15 protein-coding genes are annotated in these 23,558 nt (G+C 66.9%); 5 read left to right on the top strand and 10 right to left on the bottom strand.

The features are described from left to right. Positions 1-33: 33 nt before the first annotated feature. Positions 34-1,059 carry a phosphagen kinase gene (locus F8M74_RS14055; RefSeq protein ID WP_141256420.1) on the top strand — a complete coding sequence of 342 codons (1,026 nt, stop codon included), beginning with the start codon at positions 34-36 and terminating at the stop codon, positions 1,057-1,059. 26 nt (positions 1,060-1,085) lie between these two features. On the opposite strand, the gene F8M74_RS14060 is transcribed toward F8M74_RS14055, so the two are convergent. The 6 genes from F8M74_RS14060 to F8M74_RS14085 form a co-directional block, all read right to left on the bottom strand. Further along, positions 1,086-1,997, bottom strand: coding sequence for a glycine betaine ABC transporter substrate-binding protein (locus tag F8M74_RS14060; protein WP_228560285.1), 912 nt, complete (start codon positions 1,995-1,997; stop codon positions 1,086-1,088). A 14-nt stretch (positions 1,998-2,011) separates the two neighbouring features. Then, positions 2,012-2,845, bottom strand: coding sequence for a proline/glycine betaine ABC transporter permease (locus tag F8M74_RS14065; protein ID WP_141256418.1), 834 nt, complete (start codon positions 2,843-2,845; stop codon positions 2,012-2,014). A 1-nt stretch (position 2,846) separates the two neighbouring features. Continuing rightward, positions 2,847-4,031, bottom strand: coding sequence for a glycine betaine/L-proline ABC transporter ATP-binding protein (locus F8M74_RS14070; RefSeq protein WP_141256417.1), 1,185 nt, complete (start codon positions 4,029-4,031; stop codon positions 2,847-2,849). 8 nt (positions 4,032-4,039) lie between these two features. Then, positions 4,040-5,134, bottom strand: coding sequence for a hypothetical protein (locus F8M74_RS14075; protein ID WP_171410293.1), 1,095 nt, complete (start codon positions 5,132-5,134; stop codon positions 4,040-4,042). A 532-nt stretch (positions 5,135-5,666) separates the two neighbouring features. Next, positions 5,667-7,748 (bottom strand): WD40 repeat domain-containing protein, encoded by a 2,082-nt coding sequence (locus F8M74_RS14080; RefSeq protein ID WP_228560281.1) that lies wholly within the window; start codon positions 7,746-7,748, stop codon positions 5,667-5,669. A 78-nt stretch (positions 7,749-7,826) separates the two neighbouring features. Then, on the bottom strand, positions 7,827-10,181 hold the full coding sequence (locus tag F8M74_RS14085; protein WP_141256415.1) for a TonB-dependent receptor: 2,355 nt from the start codon (positions 10,179-10,181) through the stop codon (positions 7,827-7,829). Between the two features lie 424 nt (positions 10,182-10,605). Between F8M74_RS14085 and F8M74_RS14090 the strand changes: the two genes are divergently transcribed. From F8M74_RS14090 to F8M74_RS14110, 4 genes are all read left to right on the top strand, one after another. Then, on the top strand, positions 10,606-11,961 hold the full coding sequence (locus tag F8M74_RS14090) for an FAD-binding oxidoreductase (RefSeq protein WP_228560279.1): 1,356 nt from the start codon (positions 10,606-10,608) through the stop codon (positions 11,959-11,961). Positions 11,962-12,060: 99 nt separating this feature from the next. Then, positions 12,061-13,266, top strand: a complete 1,206-nt coding sequence (locus F8M74_RS14095; protein WP_141255637.1) for a class I SAM-dependent methyltransferase — start codon at positions 12,061-12,063, stop codon at positions 13,264-13,266. A 230-nt stretch (positions 13,267-13,496) separates the two neighbouring features. Further along, positions 13,497-15,671 (top strand): methyl-accepting chemotaxis protein, encoded by a 2,175-nt coding sequence (locus F8M74_RS14100; RefSeq protein WP_141255636.1) that lies wholly within the window; start codon positions 13,497-13,499, stop codon positions 15,669-15,671. A gap of 540 nt (positions 15,672-16,211) precedes the next feature. After that, a complete protein-coding gene (locus tag F8M74_RS14110; RefSeq protein WP_228560275.1) occupies positions 16,212-17,744 on the top strand; it encodes an SMP-30/gluconolactonase/LRE family protein in 1,533 nt (510 codons plus the stop codon). A 177-nt stretch (positions 17,745-17,921) separates the two neighbouring features. On the opposite strand, the gene F8M74_RS14115 is transcribed toward F8M74_RS14110, so the two are convergent. From F8M74_RS14115 to F8M74_RS37820, 4 genes are all read right to left on the bottom strand, one after another. Further along, positions 17,922-20,390 carry a helicase-related protein gene (locus F8M74_RS14115; protein WP_141255634.1) on the bottom strand — a complete coding sequence of 823 codons (2,469 nt, stop codon included), beginning with the start codon at positions 20,388-20,390 and terminating at the stop codon, positions 17,922-17,924. A 95-nt stretch (positions 20,391-20,485) separates the two neighbouring features. Next, the gene (locus F8M74_RS14120; protein ID WP_171410292.1) at positions 20,486-21,463 is read right to left on the bottom strand and encodes an NADP-dependent oxidoreductase; all 978 of its coding nucleotides are present in this window, start codon (positions 21,461-21,463) and stop codon (positions 20,486-20,488) included. Positions 21,464-21,740: 277 nt separating this feature from the next. Beyond that, a complete protein-coding gene (locus tag F8M74_RS14125; protein ID WP_141255633.1) occupies positions 21,741-22,310 on the bottom strand; it encodes an NADPH-dependent FMN reductase in 570 nt (189 codons plus the stop codon). 128 nt (positions 22,311-22,438) lie between these two features. After that, a complete protein-coding gene (locus F8M74_RS37820) occupies positions 22,439-23,257 on the bottom strand; it encodes an isochorismatase family protein (protein WP_141255632.1) in 819 nt (272 codons plus the stop codon). Between the last annotated feature and the right edge of the window lie 301 nt (positions 23,258-23,558).

The following is a 23,558-nucleotide window of genomic DNA, read 5'->3' on the forward strand; positions in this document are numbered from 1 at the left end:
CCGTGGCATGTGTCGTGCTCAGGCCGCGGAGCGATGCTGCTCCACAAGCACCTCACCCCCGAGCTGAAGTCCCGGCTCGAACGGCTCACGACACGCAACGGCTGGACGCTCCGGAAGACCATCCAGAGTGGCCTGGACCACGGGGACTCCCAGATGGGTGTCTACGCGGGTGACAGCGAGTCCTACGCGCTCTTCTCCCCGCTGCTGAATCCCATCATCCGGGACCATTCGGGCCATGACCTGAGCGGACACACGAGTGACTTCTCGCTCGACGGGCTGCCCCAGGACGACCTGGACCCCACGGGCGAGTTCATCCTCTCCACGCGGGTCCGCGTCGGACGGAACCTGGCCCGGTATGCCTTTCCTCCGGCCATTGGCGCCAGGGACAGGGCCGCGCTGGAAGCCGAGGTCGTCCAGGTCCTCTCCGGCCTGGGGGGCCACCTCGCGGGCGAATACCATCCCCTGGCCAGCCTCTCCGAGGCGGAGCGGCGGGAGCTGGTGCACCACCACGTCCTGTTCCAGCAGTCGGACCGCTTCCTGGACAGCGCGGGCGTCAACCGCGACTGGCCGCGCAACCGCGGCATCTTCCACTCCGCGGACATGCGCTTCATCGTCTGGGTCGGGGAGGAAGACGCCCTGCGCATCATCAGCATGCAGCCCGGCTCGGGGCTGGCGCAGACCTACCTGCGGCTCCAGACGGCGCTCGAGCAGCTCGACGGGCAGCTCGACTTCGCCCAGGACTCACGGCTGGGCTTCCTCACGGCGTGCCCCACCAACCTGGGCACCGCCATGCGAGCCTCCGTCCTCATCCGCCTGCCCCACCTGTCACGGCGACCGGACTTCCGCGCGCGGTGCGCCCGCCTGGGGCTCGCGGTGCGGGGCCTGCACGGCGAACACTCCGAAGCCCGGGACGGCGTGCATGACGTCTCCAATGCCGTCCGTCTGGGCGTCACCGAGCGGGACATCTACGAGCAGCTTCGGACGGGCATCCACGCGCTCATGGAGATGGAATCCGCGGCACGAAAGCGCGGACACCCGAAGGCGGCGCCCGGGAACTGAATGCCCCGGAGCGCCTCGCAGCGCGCTCAGGACTTGGGAATCCAGCCGTCCACGAGCGCCTGGTTCTTCTTCACCCACTCCCGGGTGGCCTTCTCCGGGGCGGCCTCGGCCTCGGCGATGGCGCCCATCAGGCTGCCGAGCTGCTGGTCATCCAGCTTGAAGTTGCGCAGCAGCGTCGCGACGTCGGGCAGGTCCTTCTCCAGGCCCACGCGGGTGAGCGTGTGGATGGACTCCTTGGCGCCATAGACGCCCTTCGGGTCATCCAGGAACTTCAGGTCCCAGCGCGCGAACTTCCAGTGCGGCTTCCAACCGGTGACCACCACGGGGCGCTTCTTGGCGATGGCGTCCTTGAGCTCCGCGGTCATCGCCGGGCCGCTGGAGGGCACCAGCTTCAGGTCCAGCTTGTACTCCGCGATGGCCTTCTCCGTCGTCGTCATGATGCCCGCGCCAGAGTCGATGCCCACGATGGACTGGTTCAGGTCCTTCGCCTTGCCGTTGAGCTGCTCGATGCTGGTGATGTCCAGGTCCGCCGGGACGACCAGGCCAATCCGTGCGTCCTCGTAGTTGGTGCCCAGGTCCACCACCTTGCCCTGGAAGCGCTCCATGTAGCTCTGGTGGGTGACGGGCAGCCAGCCATCCAGGAATGCATCCGCGTCGCCGCTCGCGAGCGAGGCGAACACCGGGGCGACGTCCGCCATGGTGGTCTTCACCTCGTAGCCCATGCGGTCCTCCAGGATGGCCTGGACCAGATGCGTCATGGCCACGCCTTCGGCCCAGTTCACGTACACCAGCCGGACCACGGGCTTCTTCGCGGGGGCGGGCGCCTCGGTGTCACCCGCTGCGGGCGCCTTGTTCTCCTGCTTGCATCCGGGGGCGACGAGCAGCCCCGCCACGGCCGTGAGCAGCAGGGGCAGACGATTGAGAGAGGAAGTCTTCACGGGACGGGTCTCCTTCATGATGAGCGCGTCCGGGGCTTGCCCAGCGCGTGAGTCAGGCGGTCCAACACGATGGCCAGGATGACCACCGCGATGCCGCTCTCGAAGCCCAGTCCGATGCGGAGCTGGGTGATGCCCTTCAGGACCTGCTCGCCCAGTCCCCCCGCGCCAATCATGGCGGAGATGACCACCATGGACAGCGACAGCATGATGGTCTGGTTCACTCCGGCCAGCAGTGTGGGGACGGCGATGGGGAGCTGGACGTTGAGCAGCGTCTGGCGCGGCGTCGCGCCAAACGCGATGGCGGCCTCCACGACTTCGGCGGGCACCTGCCGGATGCCCAGGTTGGTGAGGCGCACCGCGGGTGGCATGGCGAAGATGACGGTGGCCACCACGCCGGGCACCTTCCCCAGCCGGAAGAAGAGCACCGCGGGGATGAGGTAGACGAAGGCGGGCATCGTCTGCATCAGGTCCAGGGCGGGCCGCATCACCCGCTCCACGACGCGGCTGTACGCGGCCCAGATGCCCAGGGGGATGCCCAGCACCAGCGCCACCATCGCCGAGCTGAGGACCAGCGCCAGCGTCTCCATGGTGGCCTTCCACAGGCCCATGTCCTGGATGAGCAGCATGCCCAGCGCCGTGAAGACGGCCGTGCCCAGGCCGGACAGGCGCCAGGCGAGCACCATCAACACCACGATGATGGCGTAGCTGGGCGGCAGGAGCAGCGCGCTCTCCAGGCCGTTGATGCAGGCCGTGAGCACCGAGCGGATGGCGTCGAACACCGGCGCGCCACGCGTACCCAGCCAGTCAATCAGCTCCTCGAAGCCTTCTCCGATTTTCAGTGTGCTCATGTCAGCGCTGCTCCCCCGCGATGCTGGCCAGCAGCGTGGCGCGGCTCACGATGCCCAGGAACGACTGGTCCTCGGCGACGACGGCGATGGGAATCTGAGTCGTGGCCGCCACCGCCACCAGCTTCGCCAGCGGCGTGTCCGGTGACGTGGTGGGCAAGTCGGTGACGAGCGCCCCCTCCAGGCTGTGCTTGTTCTCCGCCAGGAGCCGCAGCGCGTCCTCGATGCGCACCACGCCCACCAGCTTGCGGGCCTGGTTGGTCACGAAGAGCGTGGAGGTGCCCGACTCGCGCATGCGCTTGACGGCCAGGGCGGGCCCGTCCTTCGGGTGCACCACCGACTCCGGCCGCCGCATGATGGCCCGCGCGGTGAGGACCTTGGTGCGGTCCACGTGCTCCACGAAGGCGCGCACGTAGTCGTCCGCGGGGCTCCTGAGGATTTCCTCCGGCGTGCCGAGCTGCGCGATGCGCCCGTCCTTCATGATGACGATGCGCCCACCCAGCTTCAGCGCCTCATCCAGGTCATGGGTGATGAACACGATGGTCTTGTTCATCCGGGACTGGAGCTCCAGCAGTTCGTCCTGCATCTGCCGGCGGATGAGCGGGTCCAACGCACTGAAGGCCTCGTCCATGAGCAGGATTTCCGCGTCGGTGGCAATGGCCCGCGCCAGCCCCACGCGCTGCTGCATCCCGCCGCTGAGCTCGCGAGGCAACTTCTCCTCGTAGCCCTTCAGGCCCACCAGCTCGAGCGCCTGCATCGCCTTGGGCCGTGACTCCCGCCGCTCCAGGCCCTGCATCTCCAGCCCGTACTCCACGTTCCGGATGACGCTGCGGTGGGGCAGCAGGCCGAAGTTCTGGAACACCATGGCCATCTTCCGGCGCCGGACGTCCAGCAGGCCCGCCCTGTCCGCCCGGGTGACGTCCACGCCGTCCACGTGCACGCTGCCGGCGGAGGGCTCGATGAGGCGATTGAGGCAGCGGAGCACCGTGGACTTGCCGCTGCCAGACAGGCCCATGATGACGAAGATTTCGCCGGCCCTCACATCGAACGAAGCCTCCTGGATGGCGACGGTGCACCCCGTCTCCTCCAGGATCTGCTGCTTGCTCTGCCCCTTCTCCAGCAGGGCAATGGCCCGTTCCGGGTTGCTGCCGTAGATCTTCCGCAAGCCACGGACTTCAATCTTCTCCATGGGGCATCTCAGAAGTAGTAGCCGACGTTGATGTTGAAGCGCGTGTCCCACGGGGCATTCGGATCGCCCTCCGCGAGCGCGTGGCCATAAGCAGGCCCCAGCCAGGGCTGGTTCTTCCCGCTGGCCACGTCCACGTAGGTGAAGACGGGCCCCGCGGTGACGAGCATGCCGAGCACGTTCTGCATCGACGTCTCGAACGCGGCGTTGGCTTTGTCGAAGAGGCTGAAGTCGTCGTAGAAGGTCAGCTTCGTGATGGGGCCCCACGACACGGGCACATCGTACGAAAGGCCCGCCGCGTAGACGGTGCCCCGGGTAGCCATCTTGTAGGGCGCGTCATAGGCCCCCATCGTCACGATGGAGTCGTCGTGACCCTCGGGGTTCTTCAGGTCGTAGCCGTAGCTGAGGACCTCCATGCGCAGGTTGAACGGGCCGTAGTAGCCGTCCAGATGCACCGCGCCAGCCCAGTTCAGGCCATTGCGCCTGGTGACGCTGTTGTAGATCTGCCCGGTCTGCGCGGAGACGCCCACTTCCGTGCGGCCCAGGTCCCCGTGCTGGAATGTGTACGCCGCGCGTGCATTGAGCTTGTTGCTCTCGTGGTTCGCGCTGTCCACGCCCAGGTACGCCTCGCCCGGGTTGGAGCTGTTCACCTGCACCACGTCATACGAGTAGCGCGCGCTGTCCGTACTCCGGCCGGTGAAGCTGCCCTCGTCGTTCTTGTAGAAGGCGACCTGCAGATCCCATGGCCCCTGCGTGTGGACCAACTTCAGACCCAGGTCGTAGTCGTCCTCCATGCCCATGTAGTAGGGCAGGGAGAAGAACCAGTTATGTGAGGCATAGGGTAGCACGCCGAAGGGCACGCGGTGCACGCCGAACTGGAGTTGGGTCGCCTTCGTGAACTCATAGCCCACCCAGCCGTGGTGGAGCATGGAGTACCCCGAATAGAGGCGGTACTCGGCGGACAGCAACACCTTGGAAAGTCTGGCGTCGACGTTGAGCCGGAATGTATCGAAAGCCACGTCGCCACCGCGGTTGCGGTTGTCTTCTTCTCCAGGCCACGTCTTGAAGAAGGCATTGAGGCGCAGCGCGCCGCCGACCTTGAGCATGTCCGGGTCTTCCACCACCTCCTCCTCGGCGCGTGCTTCAGGCGCGAGCAGGCAGGTCAATCCAGACAGGAAAAGCGCATGCGAGAAACGGGTAAGACGGGTGGACAACCGCAACTCCTGGCAATGGACGACAGGCGCGAGCGGACCAGCACGGGCCACACTCGTCCTGAGCGCCAGACTTGGCACAAGGGGCGGCCCTCTCCCGATCCACACTCAGCGAGGACGCTGGCGCGCGAGACAGTCCACCCAGGGAACAGTGCGGTCAGTCGTTAACAGGTCAGACGGAGCACGTCTATACTTTTGAGCTCAAACAATATGGACACTGGGCGCCGCCCGCCTGCTCGCGGGGCATGAGCGGCGCGCCCGCCAACCCACACGGGCGGCTCAAGATGCCCGTCTCACCGTCACGGGATAGGTCCGAGACGCCCTGCGGATGAGGAGCGTTGCGGAGCGGATTGGTGCGCCCAGCTCACGCTCGGGGACGGCACGCTGTACTTCGTCTCAAGCCCACGGGCGACGACTGCAATCCGTGTCAGTGGAGGGTGAACACGCCCCGCAAGTCATCCCAGACCAGCCCATGGCGCCGCAGAATCCGCGTCAGGTCCGGCTCCACGGGCGGCGGGAGTGCGAAGGCATCGAAGCCCAGCAGGTGGAACGTCCGGTCGGAAGCCGCTGCCGCCAGCCATGCTCCATCGGAAGAGAAGGCCACGGCGGAGACGAACCCCTGCAGCCCGGGCACCTCCCCCATGAGCGCCCCGTCGGGAAGCCGCCAGACCTTCATCTCTCCTCCGATTCCGCCGGACGCCACGAACGCCCCCTGAGGCGCTACCGCGAGCGACAAGACGCCTACCGTGCGCGAATCCATCGACGTCAGCACGCGGCCGTCATCTGGGCTCCAGAGCCGGATGGGCTGACGCATTCCCGCGGTCAGCAACTCCCCGGACGCCAGGAACGTGACGGCGCGGACCCGGTCGCCCGCCTCCAGGACGCGAATCACCGCGCCTCGCGCCACGTCCCAGATCCGCACCGTGTGGTCCGCTGCGCCCGAAGCCAGCCTTTGCCCCGTGGCATCGAATGCCAATGCCCACGCCTTCCCGGTGTGTCCTGTCAGCCGGGCCACCTGGGTCGCGGAGGGGACAGCCCACAGCACGACGTCCTGCGCCACCCCCGCGGCGAGCAATGCGCCGTCTGGGCTGAAGGCCAACGCCCGGATGGATTCGCGCGCGGCCGGAATCACCATCAGCTGATTTCCGGACCGGACGTCTCGCACACGCACCTCCCCCTTCAACGTTCCCACCGCGAGCAACCGCCGGTCCGCGCTCACGGCCACGGCCCCCACGGCGTCCGGTGCCTCCAGGCGGGAGTGGAGTTCGCCGCCGGATGAGAGCGACCAACTCCGCAGACCGTCCTCCCCACCCGACACGAAGGCGTCTGGCCCCACGGAGGTCAGCACCTCAGGCCAGGCGGGAAGCTCCCGCAGCAAGACGTCTGGAGGCACCTCGGACCGTGACCAGACATTGAGGACACCGTCCATGCCACCGGACGCGAACGTGCGTCCGTCCGGAGACAGGGCCACGGCCATCACGAAGGTCCGGTGCGCATCCAAGCGCTCCAGGACCTCGCCACCGCCGCGCACGTCCACGCGCTGCACGCGTCCCTCCCACCCCGCCTGCACGAGCTGCTGGAAACCCGCATCGATGGCCACGGACGAAAGCGCCCCCGTGTTGCGCTGCACGTCGAGCAGGGCCCCGGTCCGGGCATCCCAGAAACGGATGGCACGGTCCGCGGACGCGGTCATCACCCGCTCGCCATCCGCGGAGAACGCACAGGACTCCACCTTGTCCCCGTGTCCCATCAGCCGGTGCAGCTCGCGACGCGCCGTCAGGTCCCACACCCGCGCGGTCCGGTCCATGCTCGACGACACGAGCCGTCCTCCGTCGGGGGAGAAGGCCACCGCGATGACGATGTCGTCATGCATGAACCGGAGCACCTCCGCGCCATCGCGGATACGCCAGACACGAATCGTCCGGTCCAGTCCACCACTCGCCAGCCACTCACCATCCGGGGAGAAGGCCAGGCCCCGCACGACATCCGTGTGCCCGGACAGCAAGGCCACCCTGCGCCCCTGCTTCCAATCCCAGAGCCAGAGCGCGCCGGGCCTGCCCGCGGCGGCCAGCCACCGGCCATCGGGAGAGAACGCGACGGCATGGAGCTCAGCTTCGTGACCCTTCAGCTCCGCCACCTGCGCCCCGGCCGCCACATCCCAGACGCGCACGACCGCGTCATACCCTCCCGAGGCCAGCAGCCTGCCGTCCGGTGAGAAGGCCAGCGCCAGCACCGAACCCTCGAACTGCTTCGCCCACTCGAGCGACGAGGCGCGCTTCTCCGCCCACACCTGCCCCCAGCGCGCCGTGGGTGAGTCTTCCGTGTGTCTCGCGGACGCGAAGTAGCCCGCCGCCAGGGCCCATTGCTTCGTCTCGATGGCCGCGTCACCGCGGGCCCGGAAGAGCTCGGACCGAGCGTCTCGCACCCCGAGGACCTCGGACGAGGAGCGCCGCCCCGCGCAGGACACCGTGAGCAAGACCAGGACCCACCACCACGAACGCAGGCGCATTTCGGATTCATCACCCGGAGCACGGCCCCGGCACAATCCCCTTCGCCCAGCGCATGAGCCCGTGGCGGAACCAACTCGTCAGAACGAGTAGCGCACTCCGAACCGCACCTGTAGCGGCGGCAGGACATACAAGGGGGGCACCCCGTCAGACTCCACCGAGCGCCCCTCTCCCAACAATGCCCCCGGCTGCGTGTTCAACAGGTTGAGTGCAGCAAGTTCGAAGGACACCGACTCGAACCTCGATACTAGATACTTCAAGTCCATGTGGGCATCGAGGACGTGGACCCAACGATTCCGGGTCCCCAAGTCATCCCGTGGCGTTCCAGATGCGCCCTGGTAGGAAACTCCTGTGAGCAAGTGGAGCTTACGAGCGAGCTCGAAACCACGGGTACCGGTGGCCTTGATGGAATGAGTGCGGTCCGCCGGAAGCAATTGCTGTCGAACCAAGGGGCGCCCTGCATCGGCGCCGAGTGGCTCGGTCTGGTTTCCGTGCAATCTCGACCATGTGTAGCTGAATTGGGTGTGCACCCAATAGAATCTCGGCTGTACCGACACTGTCACGGCATCATAAGTACGAACAGCTTTCGGAAGCGCCGCTGCGAGCCCGATACCCGGATTGCCAATCAGCACACCCTCATCGTCTGGATTGTCGAGGGATGCCAGCGCGGAATCAAGCCGACGCCGAGCGTAATGCGCAGCCAACTGGAACCAAAGATTTCCGTTTTGCGTTGGGCGAAACTCATGCGAAGCCCCCACGATGACCTCACGGGAGGACGTCGGGACGAGGTTGGGATCGAAGGTGACGCCTTGGCCCGATTCTGCATCCATGAGCCCGAGCGGCACCAAGTCGTGGTACTTCGCGAAGGATGCGAAGAGCTGCGAGTGATACATCGACCGTGGATTGATGACCACGCCAGCCCTCGGTGAAAGCAGGTAGGTCGTGAGCTCCCGGCGCCCGTTCAATCCCTCCCGCAGGGACTGCACATCATAGCGAGCGCCGCCCTGAAGCGTGAGCAAGTGACTCACGTTCCATGTGTCCTGCACGAATCCCCCCAAGACTGTGCTTGCCGCACGGAATGCGACCGGCTTTATCGAATCGTGCATGGAGTGCTCCGCGTCAATACTCGCCTTGAACACGTGAGTCCCAAGGGCGTGCAACAAGTAATACCCCTCGGTCTTCGCGTGAAAGCGACGCTGCTCTCGCAGTGCATCACCAGTCGACACACGGCTGACGGCTTTGTGATTCAGCCATCCCGCCTTGAAGGAAACGAGCAGATAATTTTCCAGGAACATGCCGTTGTAGTCGAACATCCCCAGGACCGTCTCACTGTCGAACTCCCAAGGCCGATCGGCAGTATCCCTCCCTCGTGCCAACGAAGGCGTGGCGAGGACGAGCAGTGACGCATCATGACCAGGAGCGACATGGTACGTCAGCCGGCCCACCGCCTGGATTCCACGGTGGTCTGTCAGGTCATCGCGCCGCCCGTTGCGACTGAGCGTCGGCACAACGCCCGCGAAGAACGAGAGACGATTCCGCACGAGCGGACCGCCCAGGGTCACCCCGAAGTCTCCCAGGTTCTTGAGCCCATCCCGGCTGGAGCCCACCGAACCCGCGTTCGGAATGGACTCACGCGCCCCCTCCAGCCCGCCTGGGGTCCAGGAAGCAAAGGCGGATCCGGAGATGCGGGGGCACCTTGACGGCAATCGAGCCTCGATGACACCACCGTTCGCCCGTCCCTGGTCTGGCATGGAGCCTCCCGCATGCACCGTCACGAGGGAAACGAACTCCATGCTGAGCGGCACCAGGTTCAATCCCGTGACGGCATCTCGGGTGGAGAAGCCCTCCAACAGATAGCCGTTCTCGGACGCAGAGGCGCCCCGGATGGCGAAGCCAGATGGGTCAAGTAGCGTGACAGGACTGAGCTCAGCAAGACTCTCCGCGACGCGCAGTCCTCCGCTCCCGCCTCGCGGCCTGCCCACCGGCAGGCCTACAACCACGTTCGATGCGGTAAATGACCTGGGGGTGTGGGCCAGGTCGCTGGAGATTCCCCCGCAGCGCATGTGGAAGGTGGGGGCTTTTTCACTCAGCCAGGCATCGACACGCAGGGTCGAACCCTCTGCGACCTCCAAGCGCTCCTGAGAATGGGCCGTGTACTTCTCCTGCTCGAACCGAATCGAGTAGGTCCCAGGCGGAACTCCATCCAAGCGATAGGCTCCAGCCGCATCCGTCTCCGTCCGTATCTCTCCCGGCGCCAAGGTTGAACGTGCCGTCACGCTGACGCCTGGAAGAGGGTGTTCCCATTCGGAATCAAAGACTGTTCCGACAATGGCAGCCCGAGGGCTCTCCGCAGCCCCCATGGACAACACCGCGGCCAGTATGACACCCGCAAGCCGCTGAATTCCCCTCATGCCCATGCTGACAGCGCCCTCCATTTCACGCCAGCATGGCACGGCGAATTGCCCATGGATTGACAATCTCCATCCCGCGCTGCCGTTCTGGATATAGCCATCATCAGACAACCATCCAGGAGCCGCGGCCCCCAGACCTCAAACTCAATCCCTGTGGCGACGAAGGAAGACGAAGCTCCTGGTCTGCCCCCTCCCCTATCCGGCCTGCCAAGCGCCACGTCCTCGTCCCTCCGCCAACGCGTGCCTGGGCGCCCCCTCCCGCCCACCTGCCGTGAACGCGCCTTCGCGCTCGCCGACCGTCCCTAGCTTGGCTGTAGGGGGCCTTTCCCATCACGGCCCCACGGAGGAGAAAGCCATGCCCCTGGACCCTCGAAGTGAGCCTGCGCGAACAGGCGAAGGACGACCGCCCGGGCTGCCCCCAGGCCGGGTTGAGCAGCTACGGGCCCGCTTGCGCGGCCGGCTCGTTCGCCCCGGGGACGCGGACTACGAGGAGCACTGCCGCGTCTACAACGCCATGATTCACAAGCGGCCGGCGTTGATTGCCCGGTGCGCCGACGTGGCGGACGTCCTCGCGGCGGTGGAGTTCGCACGCGAGCAGGGCCTCCTACTCGCGGTCCGTGGGGGTGGGCACAACGGCGCCGGCCTGGGCACCTGCGACGGGGGGCTCGTCGTCGACCTGTCACTCATGCGCGGCATCAGGGTCGCCCCCGAATCGGGCACCGTGCGTGTCGCGGGAGGGAGCGTCTGGGGCGAAGTCGACCATGCCACGCACGCGTTCGGGCTCGCCGTTCCCTCGGGAATCATCTCCACCACGGGCGTGGGGGGCCTCACCCTGGGAGGTGGCCTGGGCCACCTCTCGCGTCGCTACGGCCTCACCATCGACAGCCTGCTCGCCGTGGACATGGTGCTGGCGGACGGGCGCTTCGTCACCGCGAACGCCCAGCAGCACCCGGACCTGTTCTGGGCCGTGCGCGGCGGTGGCGGCAACTTCGGCGTCGTCACGTCCTTTCTCTTCCAGGCCCACCCGGTGGACACCATCCTGGGAGGGCCGACGCTCTGGCCCCTGGAACGCGCCGAGGAAGTGATGCGGTGGTACCGCAAGTTCATCCCCGCCGCGCCCGAGACACTCACGGGCTTCTTCGCCTTCATGGTCGTCCCGCCCGCTGCGCCCTTCCCGCCCCACCTGCACTTGCAGAAGATGTGCGCGGTGGTGTGGTGCTACACCGGAGACCCAGCTCAAGCCGACGCGCTCTTCGCGCCCGTGCGCGCCATGGCCCCCGCGCTCGACGGCGTGCAGACCATGCCCTACCCCGCGCTGCAGACCATGTTCGATGCGCTCTATCCGCCAGGCCTCCAATGGTACTGGCGCGCGGACTTCGTTCGGGAACTGGGGGACGAAGCCATCTCCCGGCACGTGGCGTTCGCCCACCGCCTGCCCACGATGCACTCCACCATGCACCTCTATCCCATCGACGGAGCGGCGCACCGGGCGGCACCAGGCGACACCGCCTTCAGCTTCCGGGACGCGCGGTGGGCGGAGGTCATCGTCGGAGTGGACCCCTCTCCTGACAAGGCCGGGGACATCACCACCTGGACGAAGGACTATTGGGATGCCCTGCATCCCTATTCCGCGGGCGGCGCCTACGTGAACTTCCTCATGGACGAGGGCCAGGAACGCGTACAGGCAACGTACCAGGACAACTACGCAAGGCTGGTGGAAGTAAAGGACCGCTACGACCCGAACAACCTTTTCCGCGTGAATCAAAACATCCGCCCCAGCACCGGCACGCCGCTTCGCCATTAAGCCACCATTCGCACGCGCCATTGCTCGCCCGGAGCGGCCTCGGTTGGTACCTTCCGTGCCCGCAGTTCGCTCCACCACCAACGGCGAGGAGACAGAAGCATGGCGACGGGCTTCGAGGCTTACAGGATGGAGAACCCCACGCTCCTGGCGAATGTGCGCGAGGCCCTGCTGCAATCCTACTTCGCGGACTTCGATGCGGGCTTCCTGAAGACGCCGGCCGGCCAGTCGGACATCGCGGACCATGTGGATGGCCGCTACAACCGGTGCGTCGACCACGTACTGCCCTGGCTCGCGCGATACGCGAAGCTGGGCAAGGCGAACGTCGTCGAGCTGGGCTGTGGCACGGGCTCCAGCACGGCGGCCTTTGCCCAGGTCGCCAGCCACGTCACGGGATACGACATCCACGCGCCCTCCGTGCGCGCGGCCCAAAGCCGCATGAAGGCCCTGGGATTGCGCAACGTCGACATTCGCGTCGTGGAGCCCGCGAAGTTGCTGGAACAGCTGAGGCAGGAGAACTCCGAGGGCGCCGACATCTTCGTGCTGTATGCGGTGCTCGAACATCAGACGCCCGCCGAGCGACTGGAGACGCTCCGCACCGGCTGGGACCTGCTGCGTCCCGGAGGACTGCTCGTCGTCGTGGATACGCCCAACCGGCTCGTGTACTTCGACGCGCACACGTCCCTGATGCCGTTCTTCCACTTCCTGCCACATGAACTCGGGTGGCCGTATGCCTCACGTTCCCCCCGCGAGAACTTCCGAGATTCGATGGCCCAGGCGTCCGCTGAAGACGCCCCCATGCTGCTGACCCGATGGGGCATCGGCGTCAGCCACCATGAGCTCGAGCTGGCGCTGGGCGACATCGACCCCTTGTTGGTGGGGACGGGCTTCGAGCCAGAAGTGCTCGACATGTTCCCTGTCACACTCGACGAAGAGGTGCTGCGTCTATACGTGGAGAAGAGCGGCGCTCGCGTACCCAAGGCCCTCACCCGGAACACGCTGAACTTCGTTCTTCGCAAGGGTGACAACGCCGACCTCATCGCCCGCCGGCCTTCGCCGCCTCCGGTTCGACACCTCGTCAACGAGACGTCGAACCCGGTCCAGGCGCAACGCCTCCACGAACTGGAACATCGCCTCCTGGAGCAGGCCCAGCGCATCCGGGAGTTGGAAGAGCACATCGCCACCCCGCCCCTGCGGCACCAGCTCGCTGATCAGCTCAACGGCGCCCTCAAACAGACGGCCCTTCACCGTCAGGCCCGGAAGCTCGTCGAATGGTCGGTGGGCCGCGTCAAGCGCGGCGCGCGCTGAGTCTTCGCCGCCCCAGGACTCCCAGCCGGGTGGCGCGGTGATACACGCGCCGCGCCGTCCGGCATCCCCACCGGAGCTTTGCCCTGCCGGCAAAACTCGTGAAACACAAAATCCTCGCAATTCCGAACCCAGGTCTCACCGCCTGTCGATGAAACACATACGGGCAGAGGTCGAGCGACCGGGCGGGGTGAAGCAGACCCATTTTACAGGGGCGTCTCCCGCACCCGAGGATGGACGCATCCATGCGTCACATCCGCATTCCGACTCACGCACCGGCGATTCACGCAGTCCCCGGTGTTTCACCTGTCTCACCTGCCGGCGCATGCATGTCTTCACGACGCACGTCGTGGTGCTGGGTGCTGCCGTTCCTCCTGATACTTTCCACCTCCGCGTGGGCGGATACAGGACGGCCCAGCATCGACTTGAATCAGGGCTGGCGATACCGCTGGGGCGACTCACCGCCGGGCCCCGCCGATGTACCAGCCTGGGCACTGGAGTCCGGGGATGAGCAGGCGTGGCAGCCCGTGGCGGCCCTCCGCGAGCCGCCGGGCCGGGGAGCGCACACCGTCCTCTGGCTGAGCATCCCCGTCCCCCAGGGGCAGTGGCTGGAGCCCGCGCTCTACCTGGGCACGGTGGCCAATGCCTTCGAGGTCTACGCCAACGGCCACCGCATCCATGCGAGCGGGCGGCTGAATCCCTCGGGCAAGGAGGAGACGGACAACCTCGCGTGGCGGCTCGTCCCCCTGCCACCCACGGTGGAAGGCTCGCGCCTGCTGCTGCGAATCCAGAGCAGCGGTCCAATCATCGGCGTGGGAGGCGCGGCTCGGGTGGGGGCACACCACCAGCTGCTCGCGACGGTGACGCGCACGGGGCTGGCGCCCTTCGTCATGGGCATGCTGCTGCTCACCATCGCCAGTGCCGCCGCATTGGGTGCCCTGGTGCGGCGCCAGACTCAGATGCTCCTGCCGCTCGTCATCTTCACGAGCGGCTCGGCGGCCCTGCTTCTGGGCACGAGCGGCCTGATTCCCGCGCTCTGGGGCGGCTATCTGCTGGGGAGCCAGCTCACGCTGGTGGGCTCGCACTGCATCCTGCCCGCGCTCGCTTGGTTCATCTCCGACAGCGTCCTGGAGAACCGGATGCGCTGGTTCCGCTGGAGTGCCTGGGCCGCGTGCGTGCCGGCCGCCCTTCAGGTCATCATCGTGATGGCCGACCTGGGCATGGCGCAGCGGAACCTTGGCCTCTTCGTCCTCTACTCGGTGCCCTGCCTGCTCGGGTGCGTCATCGTCGCGGGTATCTCTGCGTGGCGGGGCAACCCCGACGCGCGAATCTTCTCCATGGGCCTGGGCGTGTTCTTCGGTGTCGTCATCCACACCACGCTGCCGGTGTTCGGGCTGGCGGAGGCCACGGACTCGCTCATGCACTGGGGCTTCCTGGCGCTCACGCTCTCATTGGTGGGCATCGTCGTGCGCCGCTCGGTGCTGGTGGTGCGCGCGCTCGCGTCGCACACGCGCCAGCTCGAGGAGCATCGTCATGAAGTGAAGCGGCTCGCCCAGGACATGGGGAGCGGCGCTGGCGAGCTGGCCGCGGTGGCGCAACAACTGCGCACGTCCAGTGAGGTGCAGACGGCGGGTGTCAGCCGGCAGGCCGCGGCGCTCCGCGAGGCTGAGCAGACGGTCCAGGAAATCCGGCAGGGCTCCCTGGTGACGGCGAACAAGGCGCGTTTGCTCGCGGGCTCCATCGAAACCGCCGAGGAGGCGGGGCGCGATGGCGGCGCGGCCATCACCCACACGCTGACCAACCTGGAAGCCATCCGCCAGGAGGTCTCCGAGATGTCGAGCCGCATCCTCGCGCTGGACGCACGCACCCGCGAAATCTCCAGCATCGTGGACACCGTGAAGGGTCTGGCGGACCAGTCCAACATGCTGGCCATCAACGCCGCCATCGAGGCCGTGCGTAGCGGGGAGCACGGCCGGGGCTTTGGCGTCGTGTCGCGAGAGGTCCGCAGCCTCGCCGACCAGTCCATCCTGGCGACCCATCGCATCCGCGAGGTGCTCGACGGCGTAAGTCTGAGCATGCGTGAGGCCGCGAAGATGAGTGAACAGGGAGAGCAACGCGTGAAGGCGAGCCTGGACGCGGTGCGCGCCTCCGGCACCCAGCTCCAGCGGCTCACGGGCATCATCGACGACACCGGCACCAGTGTGCGGCAGATTTCCGCGGCGGTGGCGCAGCAGGACGCGGGCACCTCCCAGATTGCCCAGGCCATTCAAGACCTGTCCGCCCAGATGCGGCATACGCTGCGCACCGTCGAGGAGACTCAGAAGGTATCGGGTTCGGTGCAAGCGCTGGCGGAGAACATGGCGGGCACGGCCCGCATCGCGCTCCAGGCGGGAACGCTCGATGACTGAGCCGCGCCCCGTGACGTCCGCGCAATGACGGATGGGAGCGCATCGGTTGCAGGCCCGCGCAAAGGGTGCTCAGAAACCAGCATGGCGCAGAACATCTACGACGCCCCCGGCTTCTTCGAAGGATTCACACCGGTTTCAGTCTGCGCCAGGTCAACGAATGGGGTCCGACCGAGGCGCAGCTCTCCGCCCAGCCGGAGCTGGCCGAGGAGCGGGAGCGCCCCATGATGTTGCTCGTGTCCGCGCGGCGTTAGACAAACGCAGCGGCGCCCACCCAGCCTCCCCAGCAGGACGCAGCAGGTAGGCCCGGCGCCCGAGCCCCTGCTTGGCCCTCCCCGCGCATGAAGCGGCGCATCCCGAATGCTCCGGGTCCGGATTGCCGGGCATCGAAGCGTCCTGTGCACGGACGCGTGGAACCCTCCCAGTCAATGGCCGCCCTCCCGCCGTGTCCGCATTCTGGGCCGCGCGTCAAAGGGGAGGCAGCTCATGAAGGGTTGGCGGCTGGGTTGTGCAGCACTCGCAGCGTGGTGGTTGGTTGGGTGCATGGGAGGACCCGACGAGCAGGCAGACAGCTTCGCGGAGCAGGCGGAGTTGGAGTCGGAGTCTGTCGAACAGGAAAGCGTCGAAGCACAGTGGAAGAACGCGGAGGAGAAAGTCTATTCAGAGAACTTCGGGAAAGGCGCGGGCCCCGAGTGGAGCCACCGCACCGTGTCCCGGACGCCGAAGGGAGAACGAAAGTTCCTGGGGCCCTTCAGCGAACAGGAAGTCACGCTCAACCTGGCCGGGCTGCCGGACCATGACGAGGTCGAGGTCCAGTTGGAGCTGTTCGTCCTCAAGTCGTGGGACGGTAACGACACGACGAAGGGGCCGGACCGCTGGGTCGCGAGCGTGGACGACGGTCCCGTCCTGCTGGATGCCACCTTCTCCAATGACGACGCGCCGTTCGACGCACGCTACTCGCAGTCGTACCCGAAGCCCTACCTCCAAGGCAGCCATCCGGGCCTCACCGGCGCATCGATGAAGGGCAAGCTCGGGTACCGGGACGAGTCCGGCTATGGCAGCAAGGGGGACGCCATCTACCCCCTGTCCTTCACCTTCGGGCACACCGGAGACCGGCTGACACTCCGCTTCGCGGACCCGCCTCGAGGCGAGGCCAACGAACAGTGGGGCCTGGATTCGGTGAAGGTGAAGGTCCGGAAGAAGAAGGGAGGCGACCTGCTGGTCAGCAACAACGTGAACAGCAGCGTGCTGCGCTACGACGGGAAGACGGGCGACTTCGTGGGCGTCTTCATCCCGCCTGGCGCTGGCGGGCTCAACAACCCGCAGGAGCTCGTCTACGGCCCTGACGGCAACCTCTACATCGCCAGCTTCGCCAGCAGGGAGGTGCTGCGCTTCAACGGGAAGACGGGCGCCTTCATCGACATCTTCGTGCCCGTGGGCAGTGGCGGGCTGGGCTTCCCCGGCGGCCTCATCTTCGGTCCTGATGGCAACCTGTATGTCGCCGACAGCTTTGGCGGCACCAACAGCGTGCTGCGCTACGACGGGACGACAGGCGCCTTCATCGACGTGTTCGCTTCGGGCGGCGGACTGCTCGTTCCCCAGAAGATGGCGTTCGACAAGAAGGGGAACCTGTTCGTCGTCAGCATCATCGGCAACAACGTGGTGCGCTACGACGAGAATGGCGCGCCCTTCCCCGCGGCCGGACAGCCCGGTGCCATCTTCATCCCGGACATCGACGCGGTGACGATTGCCATTCGCAAGGACCACAAGCTCTACGTTGGCACCACGGCCGGAGATGACGTCCTTCGCTTCAACGCCAAGACGGGCGCCTTCATCGACGTCTTCGTCGAGTCGGGGAGCGGTGGCCTGACTGACTTCGTGGACATGGAGTTCGGTCCCGACGGCAACCTGTACATCCCGGACTTCCTCCCGGCCACGGTGTTGCGCTTCAGCGGCAAGACGGGGAACTTCATTGACGTCTTCGTGCCGGCGGGGAGTGGCGGCGGCGCCAATGCGGCCACCCTGACGTTCATGCCCTCAAAGCGACACAAGCCGCACGGGCGCGAAGCGAACTGAGCGCCGTCGTCCCATGAAGCCCTGAGCAAGGCCTCGCCTCCGCTCCCGGATGAGCGCCACCAGCGCTCGAAGGCTGGCGGGGGCGGGGCCCGGCTCGGCGGACGTCCAGTCGCCGAGCACCTGCACGAGCCGCCCCTTCAGACGAGGAGCTCCGACGCAGACGGGTGCGCCAGCGCCTCATGAGTCCGAGGATTCGCCTCGAAACTCCGTGGCATTCCGGACCGCCCCCTCCCGGGGCCGACGTCCCTCCCGCTCCGAGGCCCCGCTCCGAGGCGAACTTGGGTGAGCGCCGCTCGTGCCGGACACTTGCGCGGCGCCGCCACGTCGGCGACGGCGCCGCCGCGGCGGAGGGTTTCCAGTGGCGCCTCCCAGCTCGCGCAGCACCCGAGCCCGGATACCACCCTCCAGGCGGAGGTCCTGCATGAGCGCCTGCACCTGCCGGCCCCCGTGCGGGTGGCGCAGGGCCTCGCACAGCCGCTCGACGATGTCGATGCGGAGAACCACGCTCCCGAGCACCTCGTACCCATAGGCACGTGCGTCCCGGCGGTCCAACTCGGAGAGCTGAAGCACGGGTTCTCGTGGCACCCCGGTGGGACATGTCCGCTGGAGGAACAGCGACGTCAGCATGCTGCGCCGCGCCAGCGCATGCGGGCTGAGGGCCTCGGCGACGTAGACGAAGCGGTGTCCCTCGCAGACGCCTTGCTCCGTCAAGCGCGCGCGAGCCTCCTCATCCAACAGCCGCCACTGCTCATGCGCCTCGCCCTGCGTAATCACGCCCAATCCTTCGGACAAGCGATACGCGAGCCCACGCGCCGCCGCGTTGCGCCCTGCTCCTGAGAAGGACTCGGCGGGAAAGCCGCCCATGGCCTCGGTGACGAGGTCCCGCGCCAGCGCGAGCAGACGCCGCTCCAGCCGCTGCCGCGCGCCGCCCGTCCAGACCTCCGGCTCCGCCAGTGCCACCAAAGGGGAGCGGCGGTCCGTCCCGCGAACGAGGCGTGCCAGGGGCTCGCCTTCGAAGGAGATGGCGCCAGTGGCATCCACCTGGAAGGCGTCATGGCTCGCGTCCACCACCCGCTGGACAAACTGCTCCTCCGTTATCGCGAAGCCCTCGGCGCCCGGCATCTCCTCCAGCATCTGCCCCAGTTTGGCGAAGGGACTGGCCGAACCGGACGGCGGGCGCGCGGTGGCCTTCACAAAGCGACGCGTGCTGCGCCTCGCGGCACGCTGCACGAAGCGCTCGACGAGCCGTTCATGGAGCGCGTCCCCCAGCGCATCCTCGATGCCGCGCGTCCGCTCCTGCCAGTGTTCCGCCTCGTTCAGCCACCCCGGCCGATGACTGATGTACGTCCAGATGCGGATGGCCGCCAGCCGGTCCATCAGCGTGTGGATGTCTCCGGACACGTCGTCGAGCGGAGCCACCTGCTTGTTCAGCCAGACGGCGTCCAGCTTCCCGTCCCCCGCGGTGAGTTGCAGGAACGTCTCACGCAGCAACGCGACATGCTGGCCGAAGAGCCCCTTGCGGAAGTCGGGTATCTGGCAGACCTGCCACAGCAGCTCCACCATGGCCGGCCCGGTGGCCAGGTCCTGGATGGTTGGAACACGCGAGAGGTCCTTGAGCGCATCGAAGTCATCCGCGCGCTCAACCCGGATGAAGGCACTGTGGCCCGGCGCGCGCGCCAGTGAATCCAGCAGGGCCTCTGGGCTCGAGAAGTCGAGCGCGGCATTGCGCCAGATGAGGCTCCGGACCGCCGGGAAGCGGTGCGTCTCGATGGCGGAGACCACCCGCGGCGGCAGCTCCGGCAACGTGTTCAGCGTGCCGAAACTCCCGTCGTTCAAGTGGCGGCCGGCGCGGCCCGCGATCTGCGCCAGTTCGTCCGGGTAGAGTTCGCGCTGGTCGGCGCCGTCGAACTTGGACAGCGCGGCGAAGGCCACGTGGTTGAGGTCCAGGTTCAGACCCATGCCAATGGCATCCGTGGCCACCAGGTACTGCACCTCTCCGGATTGGTACATCGCCACCTGGGCGTTGCGCGTCCGGGGAGACAGCGCGCCCAGCACCACGGCCACGCCGCCCCGGAGGCGCCGCAGCGACTCGGCCAGCTCGTAGACGCGGTCCGCGGAGAACGCGACCACCGCCGACCGCGGCGGGAGGCTCTTCAAGGAGCGATGCCCGGCATAACGAAGCTGTGACAGGCGGGTGGCGCGCTTCACCGAGGCATGGGGGATGAGCGTCTGGACCATGGGACGCATCGTGTCCGCGCCCAGGAACCAGGTCTCCTTGCGTCCCCGCGCATGGAGCAGTCGGTCCGTGAAGACGTGCCCGCGTTCACGGTGAGCAGCGAGCTGGATTTCATCCACCGCGAGGAAGTCGACGGGCTTGTCGGTCGGCATCGCCTCGACGGTACAAATCCAGTAGTCGGGGCGCGGGGGCACGCGCTTCTCCTCCCCCGTCATCAGCGCCACGCGGCCCTCACCCACCCGAGCGGTCACCCGGTCATAGACTTCACGGGCGAGCAGGCGGAGCGGCAACCCCATGATGCCCGAACCGTGCTCGAGCATGCGCTCGATGGCTCGGTGGGTCTTCCCCGTGTTCGTGGGCCCCAGCTCCGCCACGACGACGGACGACCGGCTGGATGGGCTGGAGTTCATCCGCGGATTCTAACCTTGGACGGGCCCCTCCGCCCGGCTCCAGCGGCGGCGGCCGCGAAGTCCACGCCCAGCGTCCTGGCGCGGCGCGCGGTGGCTCAGTGGATGCGCAGGGCCAGCTTGCCCAGATGGTGCTTGCTCGCGGCTTCGAGCGCGCGACCCGCGTCGTCTAGCCTGTACACCTGGAAGACTTCGACATGGAAGGGCCCTGCTTCAATGAGGCGGTTGAGGCGCGCGAGGACGTCAGCATTCGACTCGCCATTGTACGCCGTGAGCTTCACACCCTCGGGAGCCCGTGGTTCCGGCTCGACGCCATTCGGGTAGGCGATGTGGCCTCCCTTCTTCACGGCTTGTAGCACAGGGGCCCTGCCCTCGCCGCCCGCGAGCACCAGCGCCGCGTCGAGCCCGTCCGGCGCGAAGTCCCGAATCGCCTTCGCCACGTCATCACCGCCTCGCCCGTCCACCGCCTTCTCCGTCCCCAGGCGCTTCACCAACTCCACACCGTCCGACCCCGAAGCCACCGCCAGAACCCGCGCGCCCAGTCGCCTGGCGAGCTGCACCGCCAGATGGCCCACACCGCCGCTCGCGCCGTACACCAGAAGCGTCATGCCCTGACGAACGTTCAGCGCGTCCTGCACGCCTCGAAGCGCCGTGATTCCATCCGCGGCCAGGACGCCCGCCTGTTCCGCGCTCAAGCCCTTCGGCATGAGTGCCGTGTCATCGGCCTTCAGCACCACGTACTCGGCGAAGAACCCGCCCTTGTCATTGAGGAAGCCGTAGCCGTACACCCGGTCGCCCACCTTGCGGGACGTGACGCCCTCGCCCACCGCCACGATGGTGCCGGCCCCGTCCGTTCCCAGCACATAGGGGAAGGATGACTTGCCAGGCTTGAGCAGCTCCATTTCTCCCTCGCGCTCCGCCGCGTCCCAGCTGCCGACGCCTGCGGTCTCCACCTGGATGAGCACCTCTCCCGCGCCCACGGCCGGAACGGCCACCGTCTTCATGCCAAGTACCTCCGGCCCACCGAAGCGGTCGATGGCGGCGGCCTTCATCTGCGACGGAATGGATGTCTTCATGGAGAGTCCTCGTGGGCGGGGAGCTCACGCCCCGACAGGGTTCTTCCGAAGCGTGGGCACGCCTCCCGCGGAATGCAGAGGACACCCACGGCGCCGCGAGCCAGGGGCCGCCCGCATGCCCGCCACCAACGGCTTCAAGCGACCACTTCTTGCGCCGGGCGTAGACGCCCAGAGTCATCTCGGTGCTCTCCAATCACGATCTCCTGGGCGGACCCGGTAGCAGCGCCCTCGACGATGACTCACGCATCTTTTCGTTCCTCGGCCATTACGGCGCTCCCTACGTCGCCTTCCCGACGGCGAACTCCACGAACCCCGCCATGTACTCCCGGAGCTGCGTACGAACTCTGTCGTCGACGAGTCGGCCCGATTCATCGAAGACCTTGTTCGCGCCACCCACGAGCAGCCGTGGGCCCCACCACGGTCGCATCCCGAGGGCCCGTAGCACCGGGAGCCACGCGGCCTGCGACATCACGGTGCCGAAGCGCCCTGGGCTTGCGCCCATCAGCGCGACAGCACGACCTCCAAATACGCGAGGGATGTCCGAAGCCGGGCGCGACAGCCAGTCGATGGCGTTCTTGAGAACGCCGGGAATCGAGTTGTTGTATTCGGGTGTCACAATGATGAGCCCGGCCGACTCGGCGATCTTGTCTTTCAGGTCCCGCACGGCCTCGGGGATCCCGCGCTCCGCCTCCACGTCGCCGTCGTAGAGCGGGACTCCGCGGATCGACACCGATTCGATTCTGGCCCCTGACGGCGCGAGCTCTATCGCCGCCCGGAGCAGCGCCGCGTTGTACGAGCCCTTGCGAACGCTCCCCGCGATTCCGACGATGACCGGCGAGCCGTCCATCTATCCGGTCTCCGGGAGCGACGTGCACACAGGTTCGAGCGCTTGCGTCCAGCTCATGTTCTGTCGCGTCCTTTCGCTGTTCGAGACTCGTCGAACTGTCTCGTTCCACCCGGCTTCGGCTCGAAGGGTCATTCGCTCCAGTCGTAGGAGAACTGGATACCCGCTGTGCCTCCGGTCTGAATGAAGAGGTCCATGAACGCGGGGACCGTCTCTTTTCGCGACCAATCGCGCTGCAGCTCACAGAAGAGTTGCGGCACGCTGATTATCTTGCCGCCGGCCTGCTCGATGCGACGCAGACCGGCTTCGTGCGCCGCCACGGAGGTGCCGCCCACCGCGTCAGCGACGACATAGATCTCGTAGCCAGCCTTGAGCGCATCGAGCGCTGGAAATGTCAGGCAAGCCTCCGTCCACAGTGCCGTCAAAATCAGCTTCTTGCGACCCGTGGCCTCGATGGCGCTGCGGAACTCCACGTCCTCCCAGGAGTTGATCGTCGTGCGATCGTAGGTGGGGAACTTCTCATCGACCACCACGAAGACCTTGTAGCCCTCGTGTACCGCGGCGATGGCCGGGAGAGCCATGCACACGCTGGTAATCGTGCCGGCGATGATCAGCGTCTTCTTGCCCGTGGCCTTGACGGCCGCGACGAAGTCCGGATTGTCCCAAGCGCTGATTTCGCCCTTTCGAGCAACGTACTTGGCGTGCGGAGCGTTCTGATGAATTTCAGGAATCAAGGGTCCGTTCGGCCCTTGCGGTACGGAGGCCGTCGTGATGACGGGCAGCTCCGAGAGGCTCGCCATCTTGGCCAGCGCCGCCGCGTTTGCTCGAAGCGACGGCATCGCCATGTCCTGCACCGTCTGAAACAGTCCGCTCTGGTGGTCGATGAGCAGCATCACCGCATCTTCCAGATCGATGGTCGGCTTCTGCCCGTTGAAGTTTGCTGCGCTCATGTTCACCTTTCGCCCTCCTTCCAGAATTCCCGATGCAGGTGAACGCCTACGCCCCGCCGGTGGGGCATAGGCGAGGAGTTGTGCGCTAGGTGGTCGTCCAGAAGCAGGAATGGATTGAGCTTCCGGATGGCATCCGGGTTCGTGGAGAAATACCCCGCGACGCGAAAACCGTTCCGGCCCAGTGGAACCCGGGAGGCGAGTAGACGCCCTCGACCTCGCGTGCCTGGCCACCGGCTGGGCGGGCCTGGGTGTTCAGCGTTTGTGGTCGTCATCGCTCTTCTCCTCATTCCAAGCAGGAGAC

This window comes from Myxococcus sp. CA023 (assembly GCF_010998615.1).
In the GTDB taxonomy this organism is placed as follows: Bacteria; Myxococcota; Myxococcia; order Myxococcales; family Myxococcaceae; genus Myxococcus.

What these genes read in the sequence shown, in the direction of transcription:
- F8M74_RS14055 (WP_141256420.1), top strand. Translation starts at nt 34, where the DNA reads ATGCTGCTCCACAAGCACCTCACCCCCGAGCTGAAGTCCCGGCTCGAA.
- F8M74_RS14065 (WP_141256418.1), bottom strand. Translation starts at nt 2,845, where the DNA reads ATGAGCACACTGAAAATCGGAGAAGGCTTCGAGGAGCTGATTGACTGG.
- F8M74_RS14070 (WP_141256417.1), bottom strand. Translation starts at nt 4,031, where the DNA reads ATGGAGAAGATTGAAGTCCGTGGCTTGCGGAAGATCTACGGCAGCAAC.
- F8M74_RS14075 (WP_171410293.1), bottom strand. Translation starts at nt 5,134, where the DNA reads ATGCTCAAGGTCGGCGGCGCGCTGCGCCTCAATGCCTTCTTCAAGACG.
- F8M74_RS14080 (WP_228560281.1), bottom strand. Translation starts at nt 7,748, where the DNA reads ATGCGCCTGCGTTCGTGGTGGTGGGTCCTGGTCTTGCTCACGGTGTCC.
- F8M74_RS14085 (WP_141256415.1), bottom strand. Translation starts at nt 10,181, where the DNA reads ATGGAGGGCGCTGTCAGCATGGGCATGAGGGGAATTCAGCGGCTTGCG.
- F8M74_RS14095 (WP_141255637.1), top strand. Translation starts at nt 12,061, where the DNA reads ATGGCGACGGGCTTCGAGGCTTACAGGATGGAGAACCCCACGCTCCTG.
- F8M74_RS14100 (WP_141255636.1), top strand. Translation starts at nt 13,497, where the DNA reads ATGGACGCATCCATGCGTCACATCCGCATTCCGACTCACGCACCGGCG.
- F8M74_RS14110 (WP_228560275.1), top strand. Translation starts at nt 16,212, where the DNA reads ATGGGAGGACCCGACGAGCAGGCAGACAGCTTCGCGGAGCAGGCGGAG.
- F8M74_RS14115 (WP_141255634.1), bottom strand. Translation starts at nt 20,390, where the DNA reads ATGAACTCCAGCCCATCCAGCCGGTCGTCCGTCGTCGTGGCGGAGCTG.
- F8M74_RS14120 (WP_171410292.1), bottom strand. Translation starts at nt 21,463, where the DNA reads ATGAAGACATCCATTCCGTCGCAGATGAAGGCCGCCGCCATCGACCGC.
- F8M74_RS14125 (WP_141255633.1), bottom strand. Translation starts at nt 22,310, where the DNA reads ATGGACGGCTCGCCGGTCATCGTCGGAATCGCGGGGAGCGTTCGCAAG.
- F8M74_RS37820 (WP_141255632.1), bottom strand. Translation starts at nt 23,257, where the DNA reads ATGAGCGCAGCAAACTTCAACGGGCAGAAGCCGACCATCGATCTGGAA.